The organism is Micromonospora sp. DT41 (assembly GCF_049841715.1).
In the GTDB taxonomy this organism is placed as follows: Bacteria; Actinomycetota; Actinomycetes; order Mycobacteriales; family Micromonosporaceae; genus Micromonospora; species Micromonospora profundi.
The window spans coordinates 511,644-537,901 of the sequence record NZ_JBNCKU010000001.1 but is presented as its reverse complement, the minus strand read 5'-3'; the positions used below and the strand labels follow the sequence as shown (position 1 = coordinate 537,901).

The 26,258-nt window shown below is 71.3% G+C and carries 24 protein-coding genes and 2 tRNA genes; 17 read left to right on the top strand and 9 right to left on the bottom strand.

Annotated elements, in window-relative coordinates; all coding sequences use genetic code 11:
* Window positions 1-67 precede the first annotated feature (67 nt).
* The 4 genes from ACLQ23_RS02400 to ACLQ23_RS02385 all read left to right on the top strand — a co-directional run bounded on the left by ACLQ23_RS02400 (window position 68) and on the right by ACLQ23_RS02385 (window position 2,242).
* A complete protein-coding gene (locus ACLQ23_RS02400; protein ID WP_197281626.1) occupies window positions 68-850 on the top strand; it encodes a divisome protein SepX/GlpR in 783 nt (260 codons plus the stop codon).
* 256 nt (window positions 851-1,106) lie between these two features.
* Window positions 1,107-1,183, top strand: a tRNA-Ala gene (locus ACLQ23_RS02395).
* A gap of 259 nt (window positions 1,184-1,442) precedes the next feature.
* Window positions 1,443-1,763: an ArsR/SmtB family transcription factor gene (locus tag ACLQ23_RS02390; protein ID WP_355592666.1), complete on the top strand. Its 321-nt coding sequence runs from the start codon at window positions 1,443-1,445 to the stop codon at window positions 1,761-1,763.
* Window positions 1,760-2,242, top strand: a complete 483-nt coding sequence (locus ACLQ23_RS02385; protein WP_355592665.1) for an SRPBCC family protein — start codon at window positions 1,760-1,762, stop codon at window positions 2,240-2,242. Before ACLQ23_RS02390 ends, ACLQ23_RS02385 begins: the two co-directional genes overlap by 4 nt.
* Before the next feature lie 101 nt (window positions 2,243-2,343).
* Here the strand turns inward: ACLQ23_RS02385 and ACLQ23_RS02380 are convergent, their stop codons facing one another.
* The 6 genes from ACLQ23_RS02380 to ACLQ23_RS02355 all read right to left on the bottom strand — a co-directional run bounded on the left by ACLQ23_RS02380 (window position 2,344) and on the right by ACLQ23_RS02355 (window position 9,391).
* Window positions 2,344-3,453, bottom strand: a complete 1,110-nt coding sequence (locus ACLQ23_RS02380; RefSeq protein WP_355592664.1) for a DUF4352 domain-containing protein — start codon at window positions 3,451-3,453, stop codon at window positions 2,344-2,346.
* Between the two features lie 123 nt (window positions 3,454-3,576).
* The gene (locus tag ACLQ23_RS02375; RefSeq protein WP_355592663.1) at window positions 3,577-4,233 is read right to left on the bottom strand and encodes a 4'-phosphopantetheinyl transferase family protein; all 657 of its coding nucleotides are present in this window, start codon (window positions 4,231-4,233) and stop codon (window positions 3,577-3,579) included.
* A gap of 560 nt (window positions 4,234-4,793) precedes the next feature.
* Window positions 4,794-5,579, bottom strand: coding sequence for a peptidase (locus ACLQ23_RS02370; RefSeq protein ID WP_355592662.1), 786 nt, complete (start codon window positions 5,577-5,579; stop codon window positions 4,794-4,796).
* Window positions 5,579-6,862, bottom strand: a complete 1,284-nt coding sequence (locus tag ACLQ23_RS02365; RefSeq protein WP_425880277.1) for a VWA domain-containing protein — start codon at window positions 6,860-6,862, stop codon at window positions 5,579-5,581. Before ACLQ23_RS02365 ends, ACLQ23_RS02370 begins: the two co-directional genes overlap by 1 nt.
* A gap of 76 nt (window positions 6,863-6,938) precedes the next feature.
* Window positions 6,939-7,304 carry an MmcQ/YjbR family DNA-binding protein gene (locus ACLQ23_RS02360; protein ID WP_355592660.1) on the bottom strand — a complete coding sequence of 122 codons (366 nt, stop codon included), beginning with the start codon at window positions 7,302-7,304 and terminating at the stop codon, window positions 6,939-6,941.
* Between the two features lie 371 nt (window positions 7,305-7,675).
* Window positions 7,676-9,391, bottom strand: coding sequence for a dolichyl-phosphate-mannose--protein mannosyltransferase (locus ACLQ23_RS02355; protein ID WP_425734695.1), 1,716 nt, complete (start codon window positions 9,389-9,391; stop codon window positions 7,676-7,678).
* A gap of 93 nt (window positions 9,392-9,484) precedes the next feature.
* Between ACLQ23_RS02355 and rsmI the strand changes: the two genes are divergently transcribed.
* Window positions 9,485-10,324 carry a 16S rRNA (cytidine(1402)-2'-O)-methyltransferase gene (gene rsmI / locus ACLQ23_RS02350; protein ID WP_425880339.1) on the top strand — a complete coding sequence of 280 codons (840 nt, stop codon included), beginning with the start codon at window positions 9,485-9,487 and terminating at the stop codon, window positions 10,322-10,324.
* A gap of 56 nt (window positions 10,325-10,380) precedes the next feature.
* Here rsmI and ACLQ23_RS02345 read toward each other — a convergent pair whose 3' ends face one another.
* A complete protein-coding gene (locus ACLQ23_RS02345; protein ID WP_355592656.1) occupies window positions 10,381-11,367 on the bottom strand; it encodes a hypothetical protein in 987 nt (328 codons plus the stop codon).
* Window positions 11,368-11,526: 159 nt separating this feature from the next.
* On the opposite strand from ACLQ23_RS02345, the gene metG reads away from it, so the two are divergent.
* The 7 genes from metG (at window position 11,527) to ACLQ23_RS02310 (ending at window position 19,548) form a co-directional block, all read left to right on the top strand.
* Window positions 11,527-13,329, top strand: a complete 1,803-nt coding sequence (metG, locus tag ACLQ23_RS02340) for a methionine--tRNA ligase (RefSeq protein WP_355592654.1) — start codon at window positions 11,527-11,529, stop codon at window positions 13,327-13,329.
* A gap of 107 nt (window positions 13,330-13,436) precedes the next feature.
* On the top strand, window positions 13,437-14,336 hold the full coding sequence (locus tag ACLQ23_RS02335; RefSeq protein ID WP_355592652.1) for a TatD family hydrolase: 900 nt from the start codon (window positions 13,437-13,439) through the stop codon (window positions 14,334-14,336).
* A 46-nt stretch (window positions 14,337-14,382) separates the two neighbouring features.
* Window positions 14,383-15,252: a 16S rRNA (adenine(1518)-N(6)/adenine(1519)-N(6))-dimethyltransferase RsmA gene (rsmA, locus tag ACLQ23_RS02330; RefSeq protein WP_355592650.1), complete on the top strand. Its 870-nt coding sequence runs from the start codon at window positions 14,383-14,385 to the stop codon at window positions 15,250-15,252.
* Window positions 15,253-15,347: 95 nt separating this feature from the next.
* Window positions 15,348-16,298, top strand: coding sequence for a 4-(cytidine 5'-diphospho)-2-C-methyl-D-erythritol kinase (locus ACLQ23_RS02325; RefSeq protein WP_355592648.1), 951 nt, complete (start codon window positions 15,348-15,350; stop codon window positions 16,296-16,298).
* A 192-nt stretch (window positions 16,299-16,490) separates the two neighbouring features.
* Window positions 16,491-18,296 carry an ABC-F family ATP-binding cassette domain-containing protein gene (locus ACLQ23_RS02320; protein ID WP_355592646.1) on the top strand — a complete coding sequence of 602 codons (1,806 nt, stop codon included), beginning with the start codon at window positions 16,491-16,493 and terminating at the stop codon, window positions 18,294-18,296.
* A gap of 100 nt (window positions 18,297-18,396) precedes the next feature.
* Complete coding sequence (locus ACLQ23_RS02315) at window positions 18,397-18,852, top strand: DUF4383 domain-containing protein (protein ID WP_355592644.1); 456 nt, start codon at window positions 18,397-18,399, stop codon at window positions 18,850-18,852.
* Window positions 18,853-19,071: 219 nt separating this feature from the next.
* Window positions 19,072-19,548, top strand: a complete 477-nt coding sequence (locus ACLQ23_RS02310) for a DUF4383 domain-containing protein (protein WP_355592642.1) — start codon at window positions 19,072-19,074, stop codon at window positions 19,546-19,548.
* A gap of 31 nt (window positions 19,549-19,579) precedes the next feature.
* Here the strand turns inward: ACLQ23_RS02310 and ACLQ23_RS02305 are convergent, their stop codons facing one another.
* Window positions 19,580-20,266, bottom strand: a complete 687-nt coding sequence (locus ACLQ23_RS02305) for a TetR/AcrR family transcriptional regulator (RefSeq protein WP_355592640.1) — start codon at window positions 20,264-20,266, stop codon at window positions 19,580-19,582.
* 220 nt (window positions 20,267-20,486) lie between these two features.
* A complete protein-coding gene (locus tag ACLQ23_RS02300) occupies window positions 20,487-21,452 on the bottom strand; it encodes an acyl-CoA desaturase (RefSeq protein WP_355592638.1) in 966 nt (321 codons plus the stop codon).
* A gap of 267 nt (window positions 21,453-21,719) precedes the next feature.
* Here ACLQ23_RS02300 and ACLQ23_RS02295 point away from each other — a divergent pair.
* The 5 genes from ACLQ23_RS02295 (at window position 21,720) to pth (ending at window position 26,203) form a co-directional block, all read left to right on the top strand.
* Window positions 21,720-21,791, top strand: a tRNA-Gln gene (locus ACLQ23_RS02295).
* A 110-nt stretch (window positions 21,792-21,901) separates the two neighbouring features.
* Window positions 21,902-23,434, top strand: coding sequence for a bifunctional UDP-N-acetylglucosamine diphosphorylase/glucosamine-1-phosphate N-acetyltransferase GlmU (gene glmU, locus ACLQ23_RS02290; RefSeq protein WP_355592636.1), 1,533 nt, complete (start codon window positions 21,902-21,904; stop codon window positions 23,432-23,434).
* A 57-nt stretch (window positions 23,435-23,491) separates the two neighbouring features.
* Window positions 23,492-24,472 carry a ribose-phosphate diphosphokinase gene (locus ACLQ23_RS02285; protein WP_355592634.1) on the top strand — a complete coding sequence of 327 codons (981 nt, stop codon included), beginning with the start codon at window positions 23,492-23,494 and terminating at the stop codon, window positions 24,470-24,472.
* A 346-nt stretch (window positions 24,473-24,818) separates the two neighbouring features.
* Window positions 24,819-25,517 carry a 50S ribosomal protein L25/general stress protein Ctc gene (locus tag ACLQ23_RS02280; RefSeq protein ID WP_355592632.1) on the top strand — a complete coding sequence of 233 codons (699 nt, stop codon included), beginning with the start codon at window positions 24,819-24,821 and terminating at the stop codon, window positions 25,515-25,517.
* Window positions 25,518-25,612: 95 nt separating this feature from the next.
* Complete coding sequence (pth, locus tag ACLQ23_RS02275) at window positions 25,613-26,203, top strand: aminoacyl-tRNA hydrolase (RefSeq protein WP_355592630.1); 591 nt, start codon at window positions 25,613-25,615, stop codon at window positions 26,201-26,203.
* Window positions 26,204-26,258 lie beyond the last annotated feature (55 nt).

Here is a 26,258-nt window from a genome sequence, read left to right as displayed (position 1 = left end):
ACCCAGGCACGATCGGTGGAAGATCCTGCGGTCGGGTGGCGGTTGCTCCGAATTGGTGACGGGAGGGGTGAGGGTGCCGACCTCGGTGCTCCTCGCCGTCCTCGCCGCCGCCGGCCTGCTCGCCCTGGCCCCGGCGTTGGTTCGCCGGTACGACGCCACCGAGCGGCTGGTGGCGGAGCGGGCGCAGTCGACGGCGCGGGTGCTCCAGCGCCGCCGACGGCGCCGCACTGTGCCCGGACGGCGACCCGTCCACCCTCCGCGCTCCCTGACCATCACTCTCAGTGAAGATGCGACTACGGGCAGGTTGGCCGCGCCGGTCTCCGCGCCCCCGGCAGCCCGCCGCTCCGGCCGGCTGCGCGCCGTGCCACCGGCCCCCAAGCGGTCCCGTCGCCGCCCGCCGCCGCGCCGACAGCACACCCCCGCCGTGTATCGCCGCCGCCGCGTGCTCGCCGCCCTGCTGCTGCTCAACTTCGTCGAGTTGATCGGCGTGCTGTTCGTCAGCCCCGGCTTCTGGATCAGCTTCTCGGTCACCTTCCTGCTGCTGGCCATGTACGTCGTCCACCTGCGGGGGCAGGCCCTCGCCGGTCGCCGTCGCCGCCGCGCCCGCGCCCGCGAAGCGGCCTGGCTGGCCGCCCGCCAGGCCGAGGTCCGCCGCGAACAGGCCCGCCGTGCCGCTGCCCGCCGGGAGGCGCAACGTCGCCTGGCCGCACAGCGCGAAGGGGTACGCCGAGCTGCCATGGGCCTCGACCGCCCCGGGGACCTGCCGGCAGCCGTCAACGGTGGCTCGGTGTCGTACCGGCGGTCCGGCGGGCTACGTGGCCGCCCCTACGAGGCCGGCCGAGGCGCCTGAGGCCCGTGGTTGGGCCGTGATCGGGCGGTGCTGGCTCTTGATCGACTCGGTTTCCTTGAAGTCGGGGTGTCGTGGCGTCCCGGATGCCCCGATTTCAAGGAAACCGAGTCGATCTTCGCTGCGGCGGCGGCGCGGTGTCGGCTTGGTGCCGGCGCGGCGGTGGGGGCGGATTCGCGGTGGAGGCCGGCGACCTGTTAGCCTTGCTGCCGGCCCGCCCGGTGTAAGCCGGGTGGGACCGAAGCCGGTTCGCCGGTGGGGGGCTGTGGCGCAGACTGGTAGCGCACCTCGTTCGCATCGAGGGGGTCAGGGGTTCAAATCCCCTCAGCTCCACCAGCAACACGTACGACAGGGAAGATCCCGCCAGCACGATCAGCGGGCACAGATCAGCGAGAATCCAGGGCCTTCGGGCCCTGTTTCCGTTTGGGCGCTCGTCGCGCGCGCCGCCGACCGGCCGCCGCTGATGGTGTTGCGGCCGCGCCCCTTCTCTGGCCAGCAGTGGTCGTCATTTCAGGGGTGATCCGCAGGCTGTCGGCCCGTCAAGGTGTTCGATGCCAGCCTTGACGCTAGCATCGGTAAGTCGTAGCTTACGTTCGTGGCGACTTACGGAGTGCACCCGGGATGGGAGGCGCTGGGAGATCCCAGCAGGCTCGCCATCGTTCAGCGCCTGGCCGACAGACCCCGCGCCGTGGGGGAGTTGGCAGATGAGCTGCCCATCAGCCGACCAGCCGTGTCGCAGCACCTCAAGGTGCTCAAGGGCGCAGGCCTGGTCGTCGACCAAGCGGTAGGAACCCGTCGCGTCTACCGGCTGAGTCCGGACGGGTTGGCCGCGCTACGGGATCAGCTCGACACGTTCTGGCGACGGGCGCTGGACGGCTACCAGGACATCGTTGAAGAGACCGAGGAGAGTCCATGACGCAAGCAGCTACGGCGGTGGTGCGCCGGCGAATCGTCGTCGATGCGCCCATCGAGCAGGCTTTCACCGTGTTCGTCGAGCGGTTCGGCGACTTCAAGCCACGCGAGCACAACCTGCTCGCGGTCCCGATCGCCGCGACCGTGTTCGAGCCGCGGGTGGGCGGGCACATCTACGACCGTGGTGTCGACGGCAGCGAATGCCGGTGGGCGCGCGTCCTCGCGTACGAGCCGCCGACCCGCGTCGTCTTCAGCTGGGACATCGGGCCGACCTGGCAACCCGAACCCGACCCGGACCTCGCCAGCGAGGTCGAAGTCGCCTTCATCGTCGAGGCGCCAGGCCGGACCCGGATCGAGCTGGAACACCGGCATCTTGACCGGCACGGCCCTGGCTGGGAGTCGGTTCGAGACGGAGTCGACAGCGACACCGGGTGGTCCCTCTACCTCGGCCGCTATCTCTCCCTCTTCGGTGGCGACAGCTAGCGAAGTTGGCGCGGTGAGGTACGGCAGTCGGGCCGCCGGGACGAGACAGCCGACCTGTTCAAGCCGGGGCCGGCCCGACGGGCCGGCCCCGCGTCACAACGTCACGGCTTCCAACTGGCGGCGAATTTGAACCTGTGCTGGTACTCCAGCGTGCCGTTGGTGTCGGGCACGTTGAACACGATGGTGCCGGTGTGGGTGGTGCCGGCGGTCAGGTTGGTGCCGGACCGCAGCGATGTGCCGCAGCCGGACAGGACCCCGGCGATCGTGCTGGTCTTTGTGCCGTCGGCGGCGATCCACCAGAAGTACAGCTGGTTGATCGAGCCGGTGCCCTCGATGATCGAAACGGTCACGTCGGCGATCACGTACATGCCCTTGTCGGGCTTGAGGCCGCTCGTCCTGCACGGTTCGGTGGAGGTGCTGAACTTGGTCACGGTGACCTTGATGACGCCCCGGTCGTCGTCGATCTGCGCGGAGTTCCCAGCCGGCATGTTCGTCGACGGGCCGCCGGTGGACGACGGGGCGGGCGCCGGCGCCCCGGGTTCGGGTATGGACTCGATCGTCCCGTTTGTGGCGCGGTTCGCACCGACGACCATCGTCACGATGCCGCCCACGCAGCACAGCAGGGCGAGCACGGCTGCGATGACCACGATGATCAGCACGGTCTTCGTTGAGTTCGCCCCCGTCGCGGGCGGTGGCATGCCGGGCGGATAGCCCGGCCCGGCCTGCGGCGGATAACCCGGCCCGGCCTGCGGTGGGTACCCACCGCCACCGGCGGGCGGATATCCACCGGCTGCGAACGGCGCCTGCTGCTGCCAGTGCGGACCCGGCGGTGACGAGTACGGCGGTGACGAGTACGGCGGAGTCGGCTGCGGCGCGGCGGCGAACGGCGGCTGTGGCGGGCCCGCGAACGGCGGCGGCTGCTGGTCGCCAGCGAATGGCGGCTGTGGCGGGCCCGCGAACGGCTGCTGCTGCTCGCTGGCGAACGACGGCTGCTGCGGCTCGTCGCTGTAGGAGGGCTGCGGCGCGGCAGGCTGCTGCGCACCGAACACCAGCGGTGGAGGTGGCGACCACGGGCTGGGCGATTCGGGCGCCGTCGGGGCCGTCGGGTCGGCGGCGGTCTGCGGCGGTGTCGCCGGGAACGGCTGGGCCGGTGGCTCCGGGTTCGGCTGTAGGGGGTCCTGCGGCCCGCTGGGGGGCTGGGGGTGGGTCAACGTACTCCTTGGCACCTCGTCAGTTGCGGTTTCGGGAACCCGCAGACGTTACCGTGCCCTGTCGAGGGTCCCTGTCGATGCGCCGGATCGGCGCCTCCGCCCGGCCAGTGTGGACGATGCGACTCAGTTGAGCGGCAGGACGGCGGCGGTACGGACCAGGCCGTCGGCGACCGCGAACCGCCCGGTGATCGTGGCGGGCGGGTCGACGACGTCGGCGGCGTCCACTCGGGAGGGTGCGATTCGGGCGGTGAACGTGCCGGCGTCCGGGTCGATGCTCAGGTGGGCGTCGTGGAAGTCCAGCCAGCTACCGACGACCGGGTACCAGACCTTGTAGACGGTCTCCTTGGCGCTGAAGTAGACGACCGGCCAGGAGGTACCGGCGGGCAGCCGGGCACAGTTCTCCTCCTCCTCGGGCAGCAGCACGAGTCGGCGTACCCCGGCATTGATCTCGCGGTGTCGCTCGGCGTCCATGCCGACGGACCTGAGGTCGGTGGCGCGTGCGGCGGCGGCGGCGCAGTAGCCGCTGGTGTGGGTGATGCTGCCGACGACGCCGGCGGGCCAGACCGGCGCGCGGTCGGCGGCGGCCGGCACCGCCGCCGCCGGCAGGCCGAGGCCGGTCAGTGCCCGGCGGGCGCAGACCCGGCCGGCGGTGAAGTCCCGGCGACGGGCCTGTACCGCCCGTTCGCCGAGGCATTCCTGCTCGGCGGCGAGTAGCTCTCCGGCCCAGTCGTCGGGGCCGGCGACGGCCACGGCCACGGTTGGGGGCAGCAGGTCACGCATCGTCGTCGCCTACCAATCGGTAGAAACGGACGTCGAGCGCCGATAACCGGCCGACCGTCAACTTTCTGACTCTCACGAGGGGAGAAGCTACCGCAAAGATGTATCACCGGAGGGACGCGTCGCTCCCTCCCTGATGGCTCCGGGGGGACCACCATCAATGTTGGCCGTGCGCGGCCGCCAGTCCCGTGGACATCTGGAGAGGACATGCGATGACCGATGGTGCGGAACGGCCGGGAAGACGGGCTGACGAGCACGCCCCGACGACCCCTGGCTGGAATTGCGGTTCCTGCGGTGAGGAGTGGCCGTGCGCGACGAAACGCGGCCGGCTGCTGGCGGAATACGGGGGTGACCGGGCGATGCTGAGCGTCTACCTGGGTTCGTGTCTCGCCGCCGCCACGGAGGATCTGCGTACCGCCCCGGTCATGTCTCTCCAGGATCGCTTCATCGGCTGGATCCCGCGCCGCAGGTAAACGGCCCCGCCGCCGAACGGCCCCGCCGCCGAACGGCCCCGCCGCCGGTGGCTCCGCCCGAAGGCGGGGCCACCGGCTTGCGCGTGGGTCTCAGGCGCGTCGGGGACGCCGAGTCAGGGCGAAGCCGACAACCCCGGCCACCGCGGCGAGCACGCCGCCAACGCCGGTCCAGATCCAGCGCGAACCGAGATCCGGCAGCCAGGCCGCCAGCGAATCACCGTCGTCGTCGGCCTCCGGGTCTTCAGTGGGTACGGCGGTGAGCACTGTCCCCGCCTTGGTGTTCGCCACAAGTGGCGCGGCCAGCTCACCGTCCTCGGCCGAGGAGCCCCGGTCGGCGGCGACTCCGACAAGCAGGTCCACGTCGATGGGCGCGCCGAGGTCCGGCTCGGGCAGTTCCACCACGGAGAGCCGGACGACGTACGTGCCGGGCAGCGGGTCGGCCGACCACGGCTCCGCCCAGGGCCGCACCTCGCGCAGCGTGCAGCCCAGCGCCACGCTCGACGCCTTCGCGTCCACCGTCGGGGTCTGCGCCCCGGCGGTGCAGGCCTGCCGCCGCCGTAGCCCGTCGAAGACGTCGACGGTCCAGGTGGACGCGCCGGAGCGTGCCTTCGGGAAGGTGATGGTGGCGCTGATCTCGTGGACCTGCCCGGCGGTGGCAGGGAACGACCAGTACAGGTGGTCGCCGACCGAGGCGTCCACCCGTACCGGCTGCCCGGCGGTGATCGGGGTGGCGGTGAGGAACGAGGTGCCGGCGCGGGTCACCGGCGTGGCGCCCGGCGACGGCGTGGGGGCGGCGGCCGCCGCCGCAGCGGGCAGCAGCGTGGCCCCGCCGGCGGCGAGCAGCGCGACGAGCGGGCGGAACAGCGGGGTACGCATCAGTTCTCCCTCCAGGTGGCGACCCACCAGCGGGTGAGCAGACCGGCGATGAGGCCGGTGAGCAGGCCGGCGACAGTGAGCAGGGCGAGCAGCACCCAGCCCCTGCCGAGGTCGGGTCCGTCCGGGGCGGGAGCGGCGGCGACCACGTCGATGGTCAGCTCCACAGGCATGCCGGGCGTCGCGGCCGTTCCGGGGCGGGGAGCGAACGAATTGCTCACCACAAGGCAGACGGTGGTGGGCTCGACGACGGGTGCCGCACTCTGCTCGGCCGCTGTGTCGTCCTCGTCGTCGGCGGTGGCCGACCAGCGCAGCCCGGCGGAGAGCACGTCGGCGCGTCCGCTGCCGGCGTCCGCGCCTCGGACGAGTTCCCGGCCGTCGGCGGCGGTGGCCCGCAGCAGCACCCCGTAGTCCCGGTTCACCGGCCGGTCCAGAGCCATGCTCACCGAGGCGCGCAGCTCCTGCCCGGGGCGTACCGGAACGCGGTAGTAGCGGTGCTCGGAGAACGCCTCCCGGTCCGCGTAGACCCCGGGGGCGAGCAGCGGTGCGGAGTCACAGGCGCTGGTGCCGCCGACGACTGTCGGTGCCCGGGTGTGGGTGTCGGCGGCCCGCTCGACGAGCTGCTTGATTCGTCCGGTCAGCTCTTCGGCGCTCTGCGCCGCGGTGTACGTGCCGCCGGTCGCGTTGGCGATGCACAGTAGTTGCCGGCGGACCTTCTCGTCGGGCGCGAGTCCGAGCGTGTCGACGACGAGGCTGGTGCCCTGCGCGGCCAGTTCCCGGGCCACCTCGCAGGGGTCCGGCGGGGCACAGGTGTCCTCCCCGTCGGTGATCAGCACGATGCGTCGGGTGGTGGAACCGGTGCCCAGATCCTGCGCGGCGGAGCGCAGCGCGAGCCCGACCGGTGTGAACCCGGTCGGCCGGAGTGTCGCCACCGCTTCCTTGGCCCGCGCCCGGTCGACCGGCCCGACAGGCACGATCTGCTGGGTGTCCTGGCAGCCGACCTTCTTGTCCTTGCCCTTGTAGGTCGCGCCGAGCACCCGGATGCCGAGCTGCGTCTCCTCCGGCAGCGCGTCCACCACCTCGTTGAACGCCTGCTGGGCGACCGAGATCCGGCTGCGTCCGTCGATGTCGGCGGCGCGCATCGAGCCGCTGACGTCGAGCACGAGTTCGACCCGGGGAGGTTCGATCACCGGCTCCTCGCCGGCTCTCGCCGGGACCGGCCCGGTCAGCGCGGTGGTCGCCAGCAGTCCGAGGAGGACGGCCGTCGATCGTCTGAAGTTGATCACGGCCCGCAGTGTAGTGAGATCCACTTTGGACGATCATCCGGGTGGCCGTCCGGATGATCACTGCGGGAGGGCGGGGTCAGGCGGACGCGTCGAGCAGGGCGACCAGCCGCTTCGGCGCGATCTCCCGGTACGCGTCCCGGCACAGTTCGTCGATCTCGACCCAGTCGACCGCGCCGTCGAGCCGTACGCCGAGCCAACCCCGGCCACCCACGTAGGGCGGGCGGAAGAAGCGTTCCGGGTCGGCGGCGGTCAGCTCCGCCTGCGCACCAGGCGGAGCCGCGCACCAGAGGTGGGGAAAGTCGTTCTGGTGATGCCCGTCGACGTGCAGGGTGACGAAGACGCTCTTGTCCCGGACGAACCAGGTCGGTGACCCGTGACTGAGTCGCTCGGTCACCTCGGGCAGGGCCAGGCAGATCTCCCGGACCCGGGCCAGTAACTCCACAGCGCCCCGCCTCCTGTCACGATCGCCGCACCGGCCCCGGCAGGCGGTGCGGCACGGAACTGGACCCTCGCGTCAGCCCGCGGCGTCGCATGGCATCGAAGCAGATCACCGAGGCGCAGGGTCCACGACGGGTTACCCTCGGTCAACTATCGAAGGAATGTGCTGGACGCGGTGAGTATGGTCGGAAATCTGACCCAAGTCGACCCGTTGTGCCGGTGGTGCGGGGTGGTTAAGCTCTTCATGCGCGCCCCAATCGCCCGCTTCCCCCGTGGCAGGCGATCGGGGCGCGCGTCTTTGTCCAGACGGGCCCGCACGCTTCAAGCGTGCGGGCCCGTCTGCGTCGCGCTGTGCGGCGCGTCGCCTGCCGGTGCCTATATCCACCGGCCGTCGAGCCACATCCGCGACAACCAGTCCGAGTACGGGATCACCTTGCCCACGAAAATCGGATAGAAGTACGCGAAGCACAGCCCCACCAGCAGCACGTAGGCGCCGGCCGCGACACTGCCCACCAGCCGCCGCTCGTACGCCGGGTCGCCGGGCGTCAGCCGGGCCATCTCGCCCACCTCGCCCCCGGCCGGGGCGATGAGCGCACCCAGCACGTAGACCACGGCAAGCACCAGGAACGGCAGCACCGGCGCGGCGTAGAACGAGAACATCGTCCGGCCGTCGAGGGCGAGCACGAACCAGGGCAGCAGCCCCGCCGCCACACTGAGCAGGATCGCGCCGGCCCGCCAGTCGCGCCGCGCCACGCCCAGCCACACCAGCGCCACAAGGGCGGGCAGGAACGACCACCACAGCAGCGGGGTGCCCAGCAGCAGGATCTCCGAGGCGCAACTCGGTGCGCCGCACGGTCCGTCGGTCGTGTAGTGGAACGCCACCGGACGGCCGAGCAGCAGCCACTGCCACGGCCACGACTGGTACTTGTGGGGATCGTCGAGTTGGGCGTGGAAGCCGTACGCCGCGCGGTGGTATTCGAAGAGGTTGATCAGCGGGCCGATCACCGGCGCGTCACTGAGCTTGTCGGTCGGGTACGCCGTCGACGACGCGAGCCGGTAGTAGCCGTCGTCGGAGAGCAGCCACCCCGACCAGGTGGCGATGTAGGTGACCACGATCAGCACGCCGGCCAGCACCAGCCACGGCAGTTCGTCGAGCACTGTGTCCCGCCAGGGTCGGCGGACGCCCGCGGACCGGCGGACCCCGACCTCCCAGAGGATCACCAACAGGGCGAACGCGGGCACGAAGTAGACGGCGCTCCACTTCACCGCGCAGGCGCAGCCGATCAGCACCCCGGCGGCCAGACGCCACCACGGCCACGTACGCCATCCCGTCGGCGGTCGGCCGGCCCGACCCGGCCGGCTCGTGTCGAGCCCGTCGTCGAGAGCGCGCGCCCAGCGTCGGCGGCTGGCGTCCCGGTCGAGCACCAACGCGCCGAACGCGGCAAGCACGAAGAACAGCAGGAAGATGTCGAGCAGCGCCGTGCGGGACAGCACCAGGTGGAAGCCGTCCAGGGCGAGCAGCAGACCGGCCGCGCAGCCCAGGACCGTCGAGCGGAACATCCGCCGGCCGATCCGGACCAGCAGGAGCACTGACAGGGTGCCGATGACGGCCGCCGAGAACCGCCAGCCGAACTCCGGCGAGGTGGTGATCAGGTGGCCCGGAACGGAGACGTTCGAATCGGCGTCCTGATAGCCGAAGGCCCACTCGCCGAGGCCGATCAACCACTTGCCCAGTGGTGGGTGCACCACGTACGAGGCGACGTTGTCCTTGTAGTTCCACTCGACGCCGCGGCTGATCAGCCCGTAGCCGTCCTTGGCGTAGTACGTCTCGTCGAAGATCTTGCCCTTGATGCTGGACAGGTCGACGAAGCGGAGGATCGCCGCGATGGCCACCACCACGGCGGTGGCGAGCCACGAGAACCGGTCCGCTCGGGCGTCGACTGTGGCGAACCGGCGGCGGATCACAGCGGCAGCGCCGCCGCCTTCCACCGGAGGTGCCGGTGGATCCGCCGTGGGGCCGGGCTCGCCGGTCACCTCGACCGTGTCTGCCGGGTCGGCGCTCGGGCTCTGCGCTGTCGACGCACTCGTCACCCGGCGATCGTAGGCTGCCAGGGTGCCCGGTGGCGCCCGTCGTCCCCAATAGCGGTATGGATTGTCGATGAAGGAGACGATGTTGTGGGTGAAATGTCCGAGGCTGGGCGCCTCATTCTGCTCGGTGCCCCGCTCGGAAACCCCGCCGACGCGTCGGCCCGGCTCCGGGAGGTGCTGGCCAGCGCCGATGTGGTGGCCGCCGAGGACACGCGCCGCCTGACCCGGCTGGCCCGTGACCTCGACATCACCGTCGGTGGTCGGATCGTCTCGTATTTCGAGGGCAACGAGGAGCGACGGACCCCGGAACTGGTCGAGGTGATCCTCGGCGGCTACACGGTGGCACTGGTCACCGACGGCGGCATGCCGAGCGTCTCCGACCCGGGCTACCGGCTGGTCAGGGCCGCGCTGGACGTCGGGGCGCCGGTCACCGTCGCCCCCGGGCCCAGCGCGGTCACCACAGCCCTCGCCGTCTCCGGGCTGCCCTGCGACCGGTTCTGCTTCGAGGGCTTCCTACCCCGGACGCCAGGCGCCCGCCGGTCCCGGCTGCGGGCGCTCGCCGCCGAGGAACGCACCCTCGTCTTCTTCGAGGCCCCGCACCGGATCGGCGCGGCGCTCACCGACCTCGCCGAGACGTTCGGAGCGGACCGGCCGGCGGCACTCTGCCGGGAACTCACGAAGACCTACGAGGAGGTGCTCCGCCGCCCTCTCGGTGAGCTGGCCCGCTGGGCCGCCGACGGCGACCCGCGCGGGGAGATCACCCTGGTGGTCGCCGGGGCGTCGGTGACCGCACCGGAACGCCCCGACGACGACACACTGCGCGCGGCGGTCGCCGAGCGGGAGGCGGCCGGCCTGTCCCGCCGGGACGCCATCACCGAGGTTGCCACCGAGTACGCCCTGCGCCGCCGCGACGTCTACACGATCGTGCACAGCTGAACCGGCCCCGACTCCGCCGCGCGGCGCGCTGGGCTCCCCGCGCGGCGGCGGTGAATTCACCACGCGGCGGCGAGGAAACCGAGGGTGATGAGCGCCGGGCCGGCAAGTGCGGCGGTGACCGCCCAGCGGCGGTGTCGCCGGCCCGGCAGACGGGTCGCGCCCGTCCAGCGGGCGATGCCGGCCGCGCAGCCGCCCACCACCAGCAGGCCGGGCAGCCAGCGCAGGTGTCGGCCGGCACCGGTGTCGGCGTACGCGGTTCCGCTGTCCGGGCCGGTCATCCGAGCGGGCAGCGTCGCCCCCCGCGTGTCCCGTCCGGCCGGTACGCCGCTGACCCGTACGCCATGAGCCAGGAACTGCCCGTCGTCTGAGCTGAAGACGCCCCGGCACCGCTGGGTGAGCCCGTCGCCGGTGCACTCGTCGATCACCACTGTGCCGGACCGGGCGTGCCCGACCGCGAGCCAGAACGGCCCCGCGCTGACCCAGGCGAAGAAGGCAGTGACCAGGCTCAGCAGTACCAGCGCGGCCAGCCCGGGCAGCGGGTCCGGCAGCGCCGTCGTCCGGGGCGGGGTGCGGCGTACGACCCGCCGGTCCCGCTGGGGCTCGGTGTCCTGCCGGACCGGGGTGCCGTCCCAGTGCACCTGCTCGATCGGTGCCCAGAAGGTACCGCCCTCGTCGTCAGGCGCGTCGGCGTCGAGCCGCCGGGCACCCCGGTGCCAGCGGCTCTGCTGGCGGACCGGCACCCGCCGTGGCACCGCGTCCACAGGCGCCCCGGTGGTCGGCTCCACCTCGACTGGCGCTGCGCCGGCCGGCTCCTGGTCGTCCGCCGGCTCGTGAGCCGGCTCCACGTCGAGCGCCGCGCCGTTGGTCGTCCCCCTGCCGACGCCCGGCACCGGCCGGGGCTGTGGCGCGACCCCAGCGGCTCGGGGCGCGCCTGGTGCCACCCGGGCGCTTCGGGTCGGGTCAGGCGCTTGGACGGGCTCGTCGCCGGCCGCCGGCCCGGTGGGACGGTCGTCGTGGTCCCGCGCCGTTCGTCTGCCAGTCACGACGACCATTGCACACCGGTCACGAGGGCGGAACGGGCAGGTCGACAGCGTGTCGGGAACAAATCGGACCAACGGTCGGGCTGGTCGGCCCGCTCCGCCGGGCCCGGCACCCCCTATTGGTTCGCGGGGCTCCCGGACAGGTCACTAGGCTTGCTGCTCATGAGTCACGTTCTCGCGGCAGTGGCCTGGCCGTACGCCAACGGCCCCCGCCACATCGGCCACGTCTCCGGTTTCGGCGTTCCCTCCGACGTCTTCGCCCGGTACATGCGGATGGCCGGCCACGACGTGCTCATGGTCTCCGGCACCGACGAGCACGGCACCCCCATCCAGGTGCAGGCCGACGCCGACGGGGTCACCCCGCGCGAGCTGGCCGACAGGTACAACAGGGTGATCGTCGAGGACCTGCACGGCCTCGGACTCTCCTACGACCTGTTCACCCGCACCACCACCCGCAACCACTACGCGGTGGTGCAGGAGCTGTTCGAGGGGATGTACCGCAACGGCTACATCGTGCCGAAGACCACCATGGGCGCCATCTCGCCGTCCACCGGGCGCACCCTTCCCGACCGCTACATCGAGGGCACCTGCCCGATCTGCGGGTACGACAGCGCGCGCGGCGACCAGTGCGACAACTGCGGCAACCAGCTCGACCCGATCGACCTGATCGACCCGAAGTCGCGGATCAACGGGGAGACCCCGAAGTTCGTCGAGACCGAGCACTTCTTCCTGGACCTGCCAGCGCTGGCCGAGGTGCTGCGGCAGTGGCTGGACACCCGCGACGGGTGGCGGCCCAACGTGCTGCGGTTCTCCCGCAACCTGCTCGACGACCTCCAGCCGCGGGCGATCACCCGGGACCTGGAGTGGGGCGTACCCATTCCGCTTGACGACTGGCGGGACCGGCCCGACAAGCGGATCTACGTCTGGTTCGACGCGGTGATCGGTTACCTGTCCGCCTCGATCGAGTGGGCCCGCCGCTCCGGCGACCCGGAGGCGTGGCGCAGGTGGTGGTCGACCGACGGCGAGGGCAAGGACGCGCGGTCGTACTACTTCATGGGCAAGGACAACATCGTCTTCCACTCGGTGATCTGGCCGGCGCTGCTCTCCGGCTACTCCGGCGAGGGCTCCCGTGACGGTGAGCCCGGCGAGCTGGGCCGCCTCAACCTGCCCACCGAGGTGGTCTCCAGCGAGTACCTGACCATGGAGGGACGCAAGTTCTCCTCGTCCCGCAAGGTGGTCATCTACGTCCGCGACTTTTTGGAGCGCTACGACGCGGACGCGCTGCGGTACTTCATCGCCGCCGCCGGCCCGGAGAGCAACGACACGGACTTCACCTGGGCCGAGTTCCTCCGCCGCAACAACGACGAGCTGGTCGCCGGCTGGGGCAACCTGGTCAACCGGTCCGTCTCGATGGCGGCGAAGAACTTCGGCGCGATCCCGCCGGTCGACCCGGCCGGTCTCACCGAGGCCGACGAGGCACTGCTCGCGGTGGCCCGGGCCGGCTTCGCCACGGTCGGCGACCTGATCGGCAGGCACCGGCAGAAGCAGGCCATCGGCGAGGCCATGAAGGTGGTCGCCGAGGCCAACAGGTACCTGTCCGAGCAGGCGCCGTGGAAGCTCAAGGCCGAGGCCGACAAGCCCCGACAGGGCACCATCCTGCACGTCGCCCTCCAGGTGGTCAGCGACGCCAACACGCTGCTCACCCCGTTCCTGCCGCACTCCGCGCAGCAGGTGCACGAGCTGCTCGGCGGCACCGGCGTACACGCGCCCATGCCGGTGATCGAGCAGGTCGACGACCTGGACGGCGGTCCGTCGTACCCGGTGCTGACCGGTGACTACTCCGTCGGCGCCCGTTGGGAGTCGGTGCCGCTGGAGGCCGGTCGGCCGCTGGCCCCGCCGAAGCCGGTGTTCCGCAAGCTCGACCCGTCGATCGTCGACGAGGAGCTGGCCCGCCTGGCCGAGTGACCGTCCGGGCCCGGCTTCGAACGCCGCGCGGTGACGGTGAGCCGCCGCCGCGCGGCGTAGTCGGGGTGAACGCCGGGTGGCGGGCAGCTGGACAGCCCCGGTGTGTGATGCTGTCGCTGATGAGCGAGCCCACTGAAACCCGCCGCGGGCGTGCCGCCCGGCGGGCCGGAGAGTTCCCACCCGCCCCCGAACCGCTGCCTCGGCCGGTGCTGGACAGCCACACCCACCTGGACATCACCGTGAGCGAGGCCGGCGTACCAGGCGGAGGGTCGACCGACGACCCGGTCGGCTCGGCGGTCGCCGTGGCAGCGACGGTCGGCGTGGACAGGCTGGTCCAGGTAGGCGTGGACGTGGCGTCCTCACGGTGGGGCGCGGACGTCGCCGAGAGTCACCCAGCCGTGCTGGCCACCGTGGCACTGCACCCCAACGAGGCGCCCCGGCTGGCCGATCTCGACGAGGCGCTGCGGGAGATCGAGTCGTTGGCCGCCCGGGAACGGGTCCGGGGGATCGGCGAGACCGGGATGGACTTCTTCCGTACCGGCGACGAGGGGCGCGCCGCGCAGGAGGAGAGCTTCCGGGCGCACATCGCCATTGCCAAACGGCATCGCAAGGCGCTCGTCGTCCACGACCGGGACGCCCACGCCGACGTGCTGCGGATCCTCGACGACGAGGGCGCACCGGACACGGTGGTGCTGCACTGCTTCTCCGGAGACGCCGACTTCGCCCGCGAGTGCGTCCGCCGTGGCTTCGTGCTCAGCTTCGCCGGCACCGTCACGTTCGGCAGCGCGGGAGCATTGCGTGAGGCGGCCGCGTTGACTCCGCTGGACCAGATCCTCGTGGAAACCGATGCGCCCTACCTCACCCCGATGCCGCACCGGGGCCGGCCGAACGCCTCGTACCTGATCCCGCTCACCGTCCGGTCGCTCGCCGCGACCACAGGCGCCGACCTGGACGAGCTGTGCACGGCCATCTCCGCCACCGGCGACCGGGTCTTCGGCCCGTGGTGAGCCCGGCCGCGCCGTCGGCCCCCACGTCGCCGTTACGCTGCCAGCCATGACCGGTCTCCTCGGCCCGGCGGAGATCCGGGAACTCGCCGCCCGGCTGGGCGTCGCGCCCACCAAGAAGCTGGGCCAGAACTTCGTGCACGACCCGAACACGGTGCGCCGGATCGTCACGGCCGCCGGTCTGACCCCCGACGACGTGGCCCTGGAGGTCGGCCCCGGGCTCGGTTCGCTCACAGTGGGGCTGCTGCCCGTCGCCGGGCACGTGCACGCCGTCGAGATCGATCCGGTGCTCGCCGGGGCGCTGCCGGACACCGCCGCGCGGCACGCCGGCCCGGACGCCGAACGGCTCACCGTGCACCGGGCCGACGCGCTGCGCATCCGCGCCGCCGAGTTGGGCGATCCCGCGCCGACCGCGCTGGTGGCGAACCTGCCCTACAACGTGGCGGTGCCCGTGGTGCTGCACCTGCTCGCCGAGCTGCCCAGCCTGCGCCACGGTCTCGTGATGGTGCAGAAGGAGGTCGCCGACCGGCTGGTCGCCGGCCCCGGCTCCAAGGTGTACGGCATCCCTTCGGTGAAGCTCGCCTGGTACGCCCAGGCCCGGGGCGCCGGTCGGGTGCCGCCGAACGTGTTCTGGCCGGTCCCCAACGTCGACTCCGGCCTGGTCGCCTTCACCTGCCGCCAACCACCGCGTGCCGACGTACCCCGGGAACGGGTTTTCGCAGTTGTGGACGCGGCCTTCGCGCAGCGTCGCAAGACCCTGCGCGCGGCGCTGGCCGGTTGGGCCGGCGGCGCGGACCGGGCCGCCGCCGCGCTCACCGCCGCCGGCGTGGATCCCGGCGCCCGGGGAGAGTCGCTGACCGTGGAGCAGTTCGCCGCGATCGCCGCGTCGGCCCCGGTCGGTACGCCGGCCGCGAAGTAGGCTGACGCCGTGCCCGCCCACTCCGCCCACTCCGTCGAGGTGCTGATCGTGGCCAAGCCATTCGACATCCGCCTGCGTACACGGATCGTCACCCCGTGACCGAGGCCTGGCGACCGGACGACGAGGACGAGCGGCGTGGTGCCCTCGGGCCGGTAAAGGTGCGAGTCCCCGCGAAGATCAACCTGCACCTCGGGGTGGGTCCGCTGCGCCGTGACGGCTACCACGAGTTGAACACCGTCTACCACGCGATCTCGATCTACGACGAGCTGACCGCGCGTCGGGGCGACACCCTCGCGCTCACCATGGAGGGCGAAGGCACCGGCGAGCTGGCGCTTGACGACACCAACCTCGTGATCCGCGCCGCGCACGCCCTCGCCGGGTACGCGGGAGTGTTGCCGCACGCCCGGCTGCACCTGCGCAAGCAGATCCCGCTCGCCGGTGGGCTGGCCGGTGGCAGCGCCGACGCGGCCGCCGCGCTCGTGGCCTGCGACGCGCTGTGGGGCACCGGGCTGTCCCGTGACGAGTTGGCAGGTATCGCCGCCGACCTCGGCTCGGACGTGCCGTTTCTGATCTACGGCGGCACGGCGCTGGGCACCGGCCGGGGCGAGGCCGTCAGCCCCGTCCTGGTCCGGCCGACGTCCTGGCACTGGGTCGTGGCGATCGCCGACGTTGGCCTTTCCACGCCGGCTGCCTACCGCGAGCTGGACCGGCTCCGCGACACCGGCGCGGCCGGCACCCCGCTGGGCAGCACCGATGCCCTGCTCGGCGCGCTGCGTCAACGCGACCCCCGGGTCCTCGCCCGTACGCTCGGCAACGACCTTCAGGACGCCGCGCTGGCCATGCGCCCGGCACTGGCGGACACGCTGAAGGCCGGGGAGGCGGCCGGCGCGCTCGCCGGTATCGTCTCCGGCTCCGGCCCGACCTGCGTCTTCCTCGCCTCCGATGCGGCAAACGCGGAACGGATCGCCGCCGATCTGGCCGCCGCCGGCGTGTGCCGACTGGCGCGGGTCGCGCACGGCCCGGTCGCCGGCGCCCGCGTCGGCTGACGTCTCCCGCCCGGCGGACGGCCGCCCCGCGGCGGTCAGCCACCGCAGTTCGCCGGTCGCCTGCGGCGGGTCGACCCGGCGGTCCATCGGTCGCGGGCGCGCGGCAAGGCTCTCGCGGACGTCCGCGTACCCTTGGGACAGGCGTCCAGGTGCCCGCCGGCACCGGGGCGCCTTGATCATGAAGGGTGGAACGTGGCGAACATCGTCAATCTGGACCGGGTGTCCAAGGGGTACGGCGCCGCCGGGCGGCTGCTCACGGACGTCTCACTCGGCCTGGACGACGCCGACCGGATCGGCGTGGTCGGCCTCAACGGCGCCGGCAAGTCCACCCTGCTGCGGCTGCTCACCAAGCAGGAGGACCCCGACGACGGCCGGGTGACCCACCGTCGCGACCTGCGCGTGCTCTGGCTGCCGCAGCAACTCACCCTCGCCCCCGACTCCACGGTGCGGGACGTCGTGCTCGGCACCGCCTGGCTCGACGAGGGCATGGGCGCCGAGCACGAGTGGGCCGGCGACGCCGGGGTGCGCGCCATCCTCGACGGCCTCGGCATGCCACACCTCGGCCTCGACCAGCCCGTCGGCCCGATGTCCGGTGGCGAACGTCGCCGGGTGGCGCTCGCCGCGCTGCTCGTCCGCGACTCCGACCTGCTGATCCTCGACGAGCCCACCAACCACCTCGACGTCGCAGGTGTCGACTGGCTGGCCCGGCACCTGGTCGGCCGCAAGGGCTCCCTCGTGGTGGTCACCCACGACCGGTGGTTCCTGGACGCGGTCTGCACCAACACCTGGGAGGTCGCCGACCAGACCGTCCGGGCGTACGAGGGTGGGTTCGCCGCCTGGATCCTGGCCCGCGCCGAGCGTGAACGCGTCGCCGCCGCCACCGAGGCCCGCCGACAGAACCTGCTCCGCAAGGAGATCGCCTGGCTGCGCCGTGGCCCGCCCGCCCGCACCTCGAAGCCGCAGTTCCGCATCGACGCCGCAAACGCGCTGATCGCCGACGTGCCGCCGGCCCGCGACACCATGTCGTTGCAGCGCATGGCCACCTCCCGGCTCGGCAAGCAGGTGTACGACCTGGAGAACGTCGAGCTGCGCGCCGGCCCCAAGGAGATCCTGCGCGACGTCACGTGGCAGGTCGGCCCCGGCGACCGGATCGCCATCCTCGGTGCCAACGGCGCCGGCAAGACCACGCTGCTGCGGCTGCTCGCCGGCATCACCAGACCCGACGGTGGCCGCCTCAACACCGGCTCCACTGTCAAGCCCGCGTTCCTGTCCCAGGAGCTCGCCGAACTGCCCGGGCACCTGCGCGTCCTCGAAGCCGTCGAGGAGGTCGCCCGCCGGGTCCAGCTCGGCGACCGGGAGGTCTCCGCAGCCCAGCTCGCCGAGGTCTTCGGCTTCGACGACCGCCGCCTCTGGACGCCCGTCAGCGACCTGTCCGGCGGTGAGCGCCGCCGGTTGCAGATGCTGCGGCTGCTCGCGGGTGAGCCCAACGTGCTGCTCTTCGACGAGCCCACGAACGACCTGGACACCGACACGCTTGCCGCGCTTGAGGACCTGCTCGACTCGTGGCCCGGCACGATCGTCGTGGCCAGCCACGACCGCTACCTCATCGAACGCGTCACCGAGACCGCGTTCGGGATGTTCGGCGACGGCCGGCTCGTGCACCTGCCGGGCGGCATCGACGAGTACCTTGCCCGGACCGCCGAGCGGGCCGGCGCACCCCGGGCGGCTGCCACCTCGACGACCGCGCCCGCCGGCCCTTCCGCCGGTGGCATGTCCGCAGCCGAGGTACGCCAGGCGCGTAAGGAGCTGACCCGGCTGGAACGGCAGCTCGGCAAGCTCGACCAGCGCGAGTCCACCCTGCTCGACCAACTCGCCGCCGACGCCACCGACTACGCCAAGGTCGCCGAACTGGACACCCAGCTCAAGGACCTGCGCGCCGAACGGGAGCGGATCGAGGAGACCTGGATGACCCTCGCCGAGGATCTGCCCGAGAGCTGACCGGGGTGGAGACGCCGGCCCGGGGGCCGTGTGCGGCGTCACACCACCACATGCGGGACAATCGTCGGCGACACCTCACCCACGGCGTTGGAGATCAGACATGGCCCACACCCCCGTCAACCACCCCGCGCGGCCGATCTACCGGGCGATCGGCGGGCTGACCGGTCTGTACCTGGTGGTCTTCGGTGTGCTCGGCATCATCGCGACCGCCGGCGACGAACTCTTCGCGCAGGACGACACCCACGTTCTCGGCCAGGGCACGAACTTCGGGTTCTCGCTGCTCAGCATCCTTCTGGGGATCGTCGTGCTGGTCGGCACCGTCCTTGGCCGCAACATCGACGTGGCGATCAACCAGTGGCTCGCGTACGCCCTCATGGCGATCGGCCTGGGCAGCCTGGCGTTCATCCGGACCGATGCCAACATCTTCAACTTCAGCGTCTTCACCGTGATCGTCATGCTGACGGTCTCGATGGTGCTGCTCATGGCCGGCATGTACGGCAAGGTCGGTTCGGAGGAGGAGGCGGAGGCGTTCCAGAAGGCTCGCCTCGTGCTCTGAGTTCCTTTGGTCGCTTCTCTTGGTTGCGGCCGTGGGTTTTCGCCGGAGCCCGAGCTGCTCCGGGCGGTCAGGCTTGATCCCTGCGCAGCTCGGGCTCCGGCGAAAACCTGACGTGGCCCGGCCTTTCGGCGGACCGGCCGCCTTTCGTGGTTACCCGGACATGCTGGGTCATCTCAGGTGACAATCCTCCTGAAACGGTTGATTCAGGGGGCTCGAGGTATGCCGCATTTTCCGGTTAACCATCCGGCACGGCCGCTCTACCGGGTCCTCGCCGGTCTGATCGGCCTCTACATCCTGGTCTTCGGCGTGTGGGGTGTCGCCGAGACACTCGGTGACCCGCTCTTCGACAGAGGCAGCCACTGGGCGCTCGGCCTGCGCACCAACCTGGCCTTCTCGCTCGCCTCGGTGATCTTCGGAGTGGTCCTGATCATCGGGGCGTCCCGGCGAACCAACCTCGGCCACTACATGAACCTCACCGCCGGGGCGGTGTTCCTGGTGACCAGCATCCTCATGATGTCCGTGCTGCAGACCGATGCGAACTTCCTCAACTTCTCCATGTCGACAGTGGTCGTGTCGATGGTGTTCGGCCTGATCCTGCTCGGCACCGGCCTCTACGACAAGGTGGGGTCCGAGGAGCACGCCGAGACGGAACGCCGCAGGCGCAGCCACCCGGTGGCCGAGGTGCACCGCCGCTGACCTCTCGGGTCAGCGGCGGTCGCCGGCCCGGTCAGCGACGTCGGGAGGTGATCAGGCCCGGCTTCGCCTCCAGGTGCGACAACCCGTTCCAGGCCAGGTTGACCAGGTGCGCCGCCACCATCTCCTTGCGGGGCTTGCGCACCTCCATCCACCAGCGGCCGGTCAGGGCGACCATGCCCACAAGCGCCTGGGAGTACAGCTCGGCCAACTTCGGGTCGTACCCGCGGCTCTTGAACTCGGCGCCCAGTATGTGCTCGACCTGGTGGGCCACGTCGTTCATCACGCTGCTGAAGTTGGCGGTGCCGGACATCAGCGGCGACTCGCGGACCAGCACCCGGAACCCGCTTGTCTCTTCCTCGATGTAGCCCAGGAGGGCCATCGCCGCCTGCTCCAGCAACTCGCGTGGATGCCCTGCGGTCAGCGCCGTGGTGATCCGGTCCAGCAGGGCCCGGACCTCCCGGTCCACCACCACCGCGTAGAGCCCTTCCTTGCCGCCGAAGTGCTCGTAAACGACAGGCTTCGAGACCTTGGCGCGGGCCGCCACCTCCTCGATGGAGGTGGCGTCGAAACCGCGTTCGGCGAACAGTTGACGGCCCGTGGCGATCAACTGTTCCCGCCGTTGGGCCGCCGACATGCGTACCCGGGAGGCGGGTTTGGGTTTGGGCGCGGGAGCCGGAGCCGCGCGCCGGCCCCCGGCATCGTCGCTTACCTCAGGCATGTCGCCACCTCGCTGGCGCTCGGTGACGCCCTGCCGTGGGATGGAGCCTCCGTTGTGCCCGTTCACATCGTCGCCTCACTGGCGGGCGGCTTCGCCGCCCGCCGTGCCGTGCGACCGCACCCGGAGCGGGCCCGGCCCTGTCCGCCGAGCCGTCCGGTCCCCCCGCTTGGCTCGGTCACCCGGCCATCCTGCCAGGCGCCTCCCCGGAGTACCGCCCGCTTTACTGCGGTGGGACAGGCTTCACGAGCTTCGCCGCGATGCGTTCCGGCTTCGGCCAGCGGACCTGCGATGCCGCTCCGGTCTTCTCGAACAGCCAGATGACGCGTGCGGAGATGTCCACCTGACCGCGCAGGACGCCGTGCCGCGCGCTTGTGGGGTCGGCGTGGTGCAGGTTGTGCCAGCTCTCGCCGAACGACAGGATCGCCAGCGGCCAGAAGTTCGACGCCCGGTCGCCCTGACGCATGGCGAACGGACGCTCGCCGTAGACGTGGCAGACCGAGTTGATCGCCCAGGTGACGTGGTGCAGCAGGCCGATGCGGACCAGCCCGGCCCAGAAGAACGCGGTGAGCGCGCCCTGCCACGACCAGGTCACCAGGCCGCCGATCACTGCCGGGCCGAGCAGCGACACCATCACCAGCACCGGGAACAGCCGGTCCACCCGGCTGATGTCACGGTCGGCGATCAGGTCGGGCGCGAACCGCGCCCGGTTGGACAGCTCCCGGCGGAACAACCAGCCGACGTGGGCGTGGAACAGTCCCCGGGTCAGTGCCCAGAAGCTGGTGCCGAAGCGCCACGGGGAGTGCGGGTCACCTTCCAGATCCGAGAAGGCGTGGTGCCGCCGGTGGTCGGCCACCCACTGGATGATCTCGCCCTGCACCGCGAGCGAACCCGCTACCGCGAGGGAGACGCGCAGCCACCGCTTGGCCTTGAACGAGCCGTGCGTGAAGTAGCGGTGGAAGCCGACGGTGATGCCGAGCCCGCTGACCACGTAGAAGACCAAGCCGATGATCACGTCGGTCCAGCCCAGCCAGCCACCCCAGGCCATCGGGACGGCGACGAGCAGGGCCACGAAGGGGATCACCACGAAGGCATAGAGGGCGGCCAGGATTCCGGGGGACTGGCTGCCGTCGGTGAGCGGTTTCGGGCCGGGACCGGCAGTGTTCGGTTCAAGCAGAGCGGTCGACATTGCACCTCGCAGAGGGGGACGAAAAGATCACTAAGCTACGCCTACGTCACCGTAACTTACGGCACCGTAGATCGCACGAGGAAGTTTCGGAAAGCCAGGTCAAAGGTGTCGCCGCAGGGCATCGCGCCGCCGCGCGGGGTTGGGCTCAGGGTCGCTGAAGGCGGGGCCGGGGACTGCGGATGCGGCACCGACGCCCGATCGGCGATGGCGCTGGGCGACAGGGACGCTAAGGTGTAGCGGCGGGATGCGATGCGCTCGCGTCGATGATCGGCCGTGGTGTAATTGGCAACACCCGGGTCTTTGGTACCCGTATTTCAGGTTCGAACCCTGGCGGCCGAGCTGCCCCCTTTGGCCCGTTCTGGGGTCGGCTGGGGGTAAGAGGGAACATGGCCGGACCCCGCGGTTAGCATGACCGCGAGAGTGTCCGCCGTCCCGACGGGAGCCACGTCGTGCCCCAGCCCCACCTTCGAACCGTCGTCGTGCTCGCCGCCGGTGAGGGCAAGCGGATGAAGTCGACACTGCCAAAGGTGCTGCACCCCCTGCTCGGCCGTACGCTGCTGGGCCACGTTCTGAACGCGGCCGCGCCGCTGGCCGCCGACCGCACAGTCGTCGTGGTCGGGCACGGCGCCGACCAGGTCCGCGCCCACCTCACCGACGTCGCCCCGGACGCCACTCCCGTGCTCCAGGCCGAACAACTCGGCACCGGGCACGCCGTCCGCATCGCGCTGGAGGCCGTACCGGACGGGGCCGGCACCGTCGTGGTGATCAACGGGGACGTGCCGCTGCTGCGCCCGGAGACCGTTGGCGCGTTTGTCACAGCGCACGAGCAGGCCGGCGCCGCGGCCACAGTGCTGGCCGCCGAGGTGCCGGACCCGACAGGGCTCGGCCGGATCGTCAGGGACGCCGACGGGCACCTGGAGCAGATCGTCGAGGAGCGCGACGCCGACGCGACACAGCGCGCGATCCGGGAGATCAACGCCGGCATCTACGTGTTCGACGCGGTGCGGCTGCGCGACGCGCTGGGCAAGCTCTCCACCGACAACGACCAGGGTGAGGAATACCTGACCGACGTGTTCGGGCTGCTCCGCTCGACCGGCGAGCCGGTCGCCGTGCACGTCGCCGACGACCACGTGGAAACCTTGGGCTGCAACGACCGGGTGGAGTTGGCGACGCTGCGCCGGCTGCTGCGCGACCGGGTCAACGAGGCGTGGATGCGCACCGGCGTCAGCCTGCTCGACCCCGCCACCACCTGGATCGACGTGACGGTGGCGCTGGACCGCGACGCGGTCGTCGACCAGAACACGCAGCTGCGCGGCAGCACAGTGGTCGGCGCGGGCGCGCTCATCGGGCCGGACGTCACGCTCGTCGACACGATCGTCGGCCCGGCCGCCTCGGTGGTACGCAGCCACGCGGTGGGCGCCGAGGTGGGTGCGGGCGCCAGCGTGGGCCCGTACGCCTACCTGCGGCCGGCTGCTCGACTCGCCGACAAGGCGAAGGTCGGCACGTTCGTCGAGGTGAAGAACTCGGAGATCGGTGCCGGCTCCAAGGTGCCGCACCTGACGTACGTGGGTGACGCGACGATCGGCGAGCAGAGCAACATCGGGGCGGCGTCGGTATTCGTCAACTACGACGGGGTCAACAAGCACCGCACGGTGATCGGCAGCCACGCCCGGACCGGCGCGGACAACATGTTCGTGGCGCCGGTCGAGGTGGGCGATGGCGCGTACACGGCGGCGGGTTCGGTCATCGTGGAGGACGTACCGGCCGGCGCGATGGGTGTCGCCCGTGCCCGCCAGCGCAACATCGAAGGTTGGGTGGTGAAACGGCGGGCCGGTACCGCCGCGGCCCAGGCGGCCGAGCGGGCGGGCACGGTGCAGGGTGCGCCCAACGGTGCCGGCGCCGCAAGTGACAGTGAGGCAATGCACGGGCCGGGCGAGACGGTGGGCGGGCCGTCCGGCACGGGAGATACTGCAACCGAATAGTCTCCGACCCACCACCACCGGGCCGGGTATCGCCGACAAACGGGAGCAGACGGGCCCATGGGCAGCATCGTCGCCGAAAACCGCAAAAGCCTGATGCTCTTTTCCGGACGAGGGTTTCCGGAGTTGGCCAAGGAGATCGGCGAGGTGCTCGGCGTGGCGCCGACGCCCGCCGACGCGTACGAGTTCGCCAACGGCGAGATCTTCGTACGATTCAAGGACTCGGTACGTGGTTCGGACGCCTTCGTGGTGCAGTCCGTGACGCACGGGGTGAACACCTGGGTCATGGAGACCCTGATCATGGTGGACGCGCTGAAGCGGGGTTCCGCCAAGCGGATCACCGTCGTGTTGCCGTTCTACCCGTACGCGCGGCAGGACAAGAAGCACCGGGGCCGTGAGCCGATCTCGGCGCGGCTGGTGGCGGACCTGCTGAAGACCGCAGGCGCGAACCGGATCCTCACCGTCGACCTGCACACCGCGCAGATCCAGGGCTTCTTCGACGGCCCGGTGGACCACCTCTTCGCGATGGACATCCTCGCCGAGTACGTGGAGCACAAGTACGCGGGCCGGCCGATGACAGTGGTGGCACCGGACTCGGGCCGGGTACGGGTTGCCGAGCGGTGGACCGACCGGCTGGGCGGCTGCCCGTTGGCGTTCATCCACAAGACCCGCGACCCGATGAAGCCGAACCAGGTCGTGGCGAACCGGGTCGTCGGTGAGGTGGAGGGCCGGGTCTGTCTGATCGTCGACGACATGATCGACACCGGCGGCACGATCACCAAGGCCGCCGACATCCTCAAGGAGTCGGGCGCGGCGGAGATCGTGGTGGCGTCCACCCACGCGCTGCTGTCGGACCCGGCCACCGAGCGGCTGAAGAACAGCTCGATCAGCGAGATCGTGGTCACCAACACGCTGCCGCTGCCGCCGGAGAAGCAGTTGGACAAGCTGACGGTGCTGTCGATCGCGCCGCTGCTGGCGCGGGCGATCCGGGAGGTCTTCGACGACGGTTCGGTGACCACCCTCTTCGGCGGGCTGAGCTGAGCGTGCTCCGGAACTGAGCGAGCCCTGTTTCGTCATTCGCCGCGCCGTGGGTCCGAAACTGGCAAGCTGATGCGAAACAGGGCTGGCGCGCCGACGGGAGAGCCGTCGGTGGGCCGGCTCGCGGCGGTGACCGGGGACTGCCGCGAACCGCGGAATCACCTCGGGTAGACTGGTGCGGTTGCCACGGCGAGGGTGCCCGGCGGGCCGCTGAAAGAGCGCCGCACGGAGGCACCGTCATCGACGCGGTGCTCCGGGCAGTCGTTCATGACGCATGAGCCCCAGCGAGCCCCTCGCCCAGCACCGCCAGACGACAAGCCGCCGCAGCGAAAGTATCAGGAGTTTCCCCGTGTCCGAGGTAAAGATCAGCGCCGAGCCCCGCACCGAGTTCGGCAAGGGTGGTGCCCGCCGTACCCGCCGGGCCGGCAAGGTGCCAGCCGTGCTGTACGGCCACGGCGAGAAGCCCAAGCACATCGCGCTGCCGTCGCGGGAGTTCGCCGCGGCCATCCGTAAGGGCGGCGCCAACCAGCTCTTCGCGATCGACATCACCGACGGCACCCAGGTGCTGGCGCTGCCGAAGGCGATCCAGCGCGACCCGATCCGGGACAGCTTCGAGCACGTGGACCTCATCCTGGTCCGCCGGGGCGAGAAGGTCACCGTTGAGGTCCCGGTCCAGCTGACCGGTGAGGCCGCCCGGGACACCCTGATCGTGCACGACCACGACACCCTCTCGGTGACCGCCGACGCCACGAAGGTGCCGGACCACCTCGAGGCCTCCATCGAGGGACTGGAGGCCGGTTCCCAGGTGACCGCCGGCGACGTCGAGCTGCCCGGCGGTGTCGAGCTGGCTGTCGACCCGTCGCTGCCGGTCGCCGCCGTGACCGCCGCCCCGACCGCCGAGCAGCTCGAGGCGACGCTGCCCGACGTCGAGGAGGCCACCGAGGAGGCTGACGCCGAGGTCGGCGAGGTCACCGAGGGCTCCGAGGACGCGGACGCCGCTCCGGCCGCCGAGGGCGCCGAGAACACCGAGGCGCGCACCGAGGCCTGATCGGTTCGTACGATGCGGCAGGCGTCCCCGAGGATTCGGGGGCGCCTGCTGGCGTGTCGGGGTCGGTCGGGCGGAACTGCGAAGGGGATCAGGTCGTGACGGACGAGGCGGGGCCGTGGCTTGTGGTCGGCCTGGGCAACCCCGGTCGGGAGTACGCCGGGAACCGGCACAACGTCGGGTTCATGGTGGCCGACCTGCTGGCCGGGCGGGTGGGCGCGCGGTTCGGCCGCCACAAGCGGGCTGTGGCTGAGGTCGCCGAGGGGCGGCTGGGGTTCGGCGGGCCGAAGTTGGTGCTTGCCAAGCCGCTGACGTACATGAACCTTTCGGGTGGGCCGGTCGCGGCGTTGTCGCAGTTCTACAAGGTGCCTCCGGCGCAGGTGATCGCTGTGCACGACGAGCTGGACATCGGTTTCGGTCAGGTGCGGATCAAGTGCGGCGGCGGCGAGGGCGGGCACAACGGCCTGCGGTCGATGTCCAAGTCGTTGGGCACGAAGGACTACGTCCGGGTGCGGTTCGGAGTCGGCCGCCCGCCGGGTCGGCAGGATCCTGCGGATTATGTGCTGTCGGATTTCGGCGCGGCGGAGCGCAAGGAGTTGGATTTCCTGGTGGACAGGGCTGCCGACGTGGTGGAGTCGGTGATCCTCAAGGGCGTGGAGCCCACCCAGAACCTCTACCACGGCGGTTGAGCAGGGCGGGCCGTACCTGATCGGAAATGGTGGGCCGGTAGTCTGCGCCTTCGGG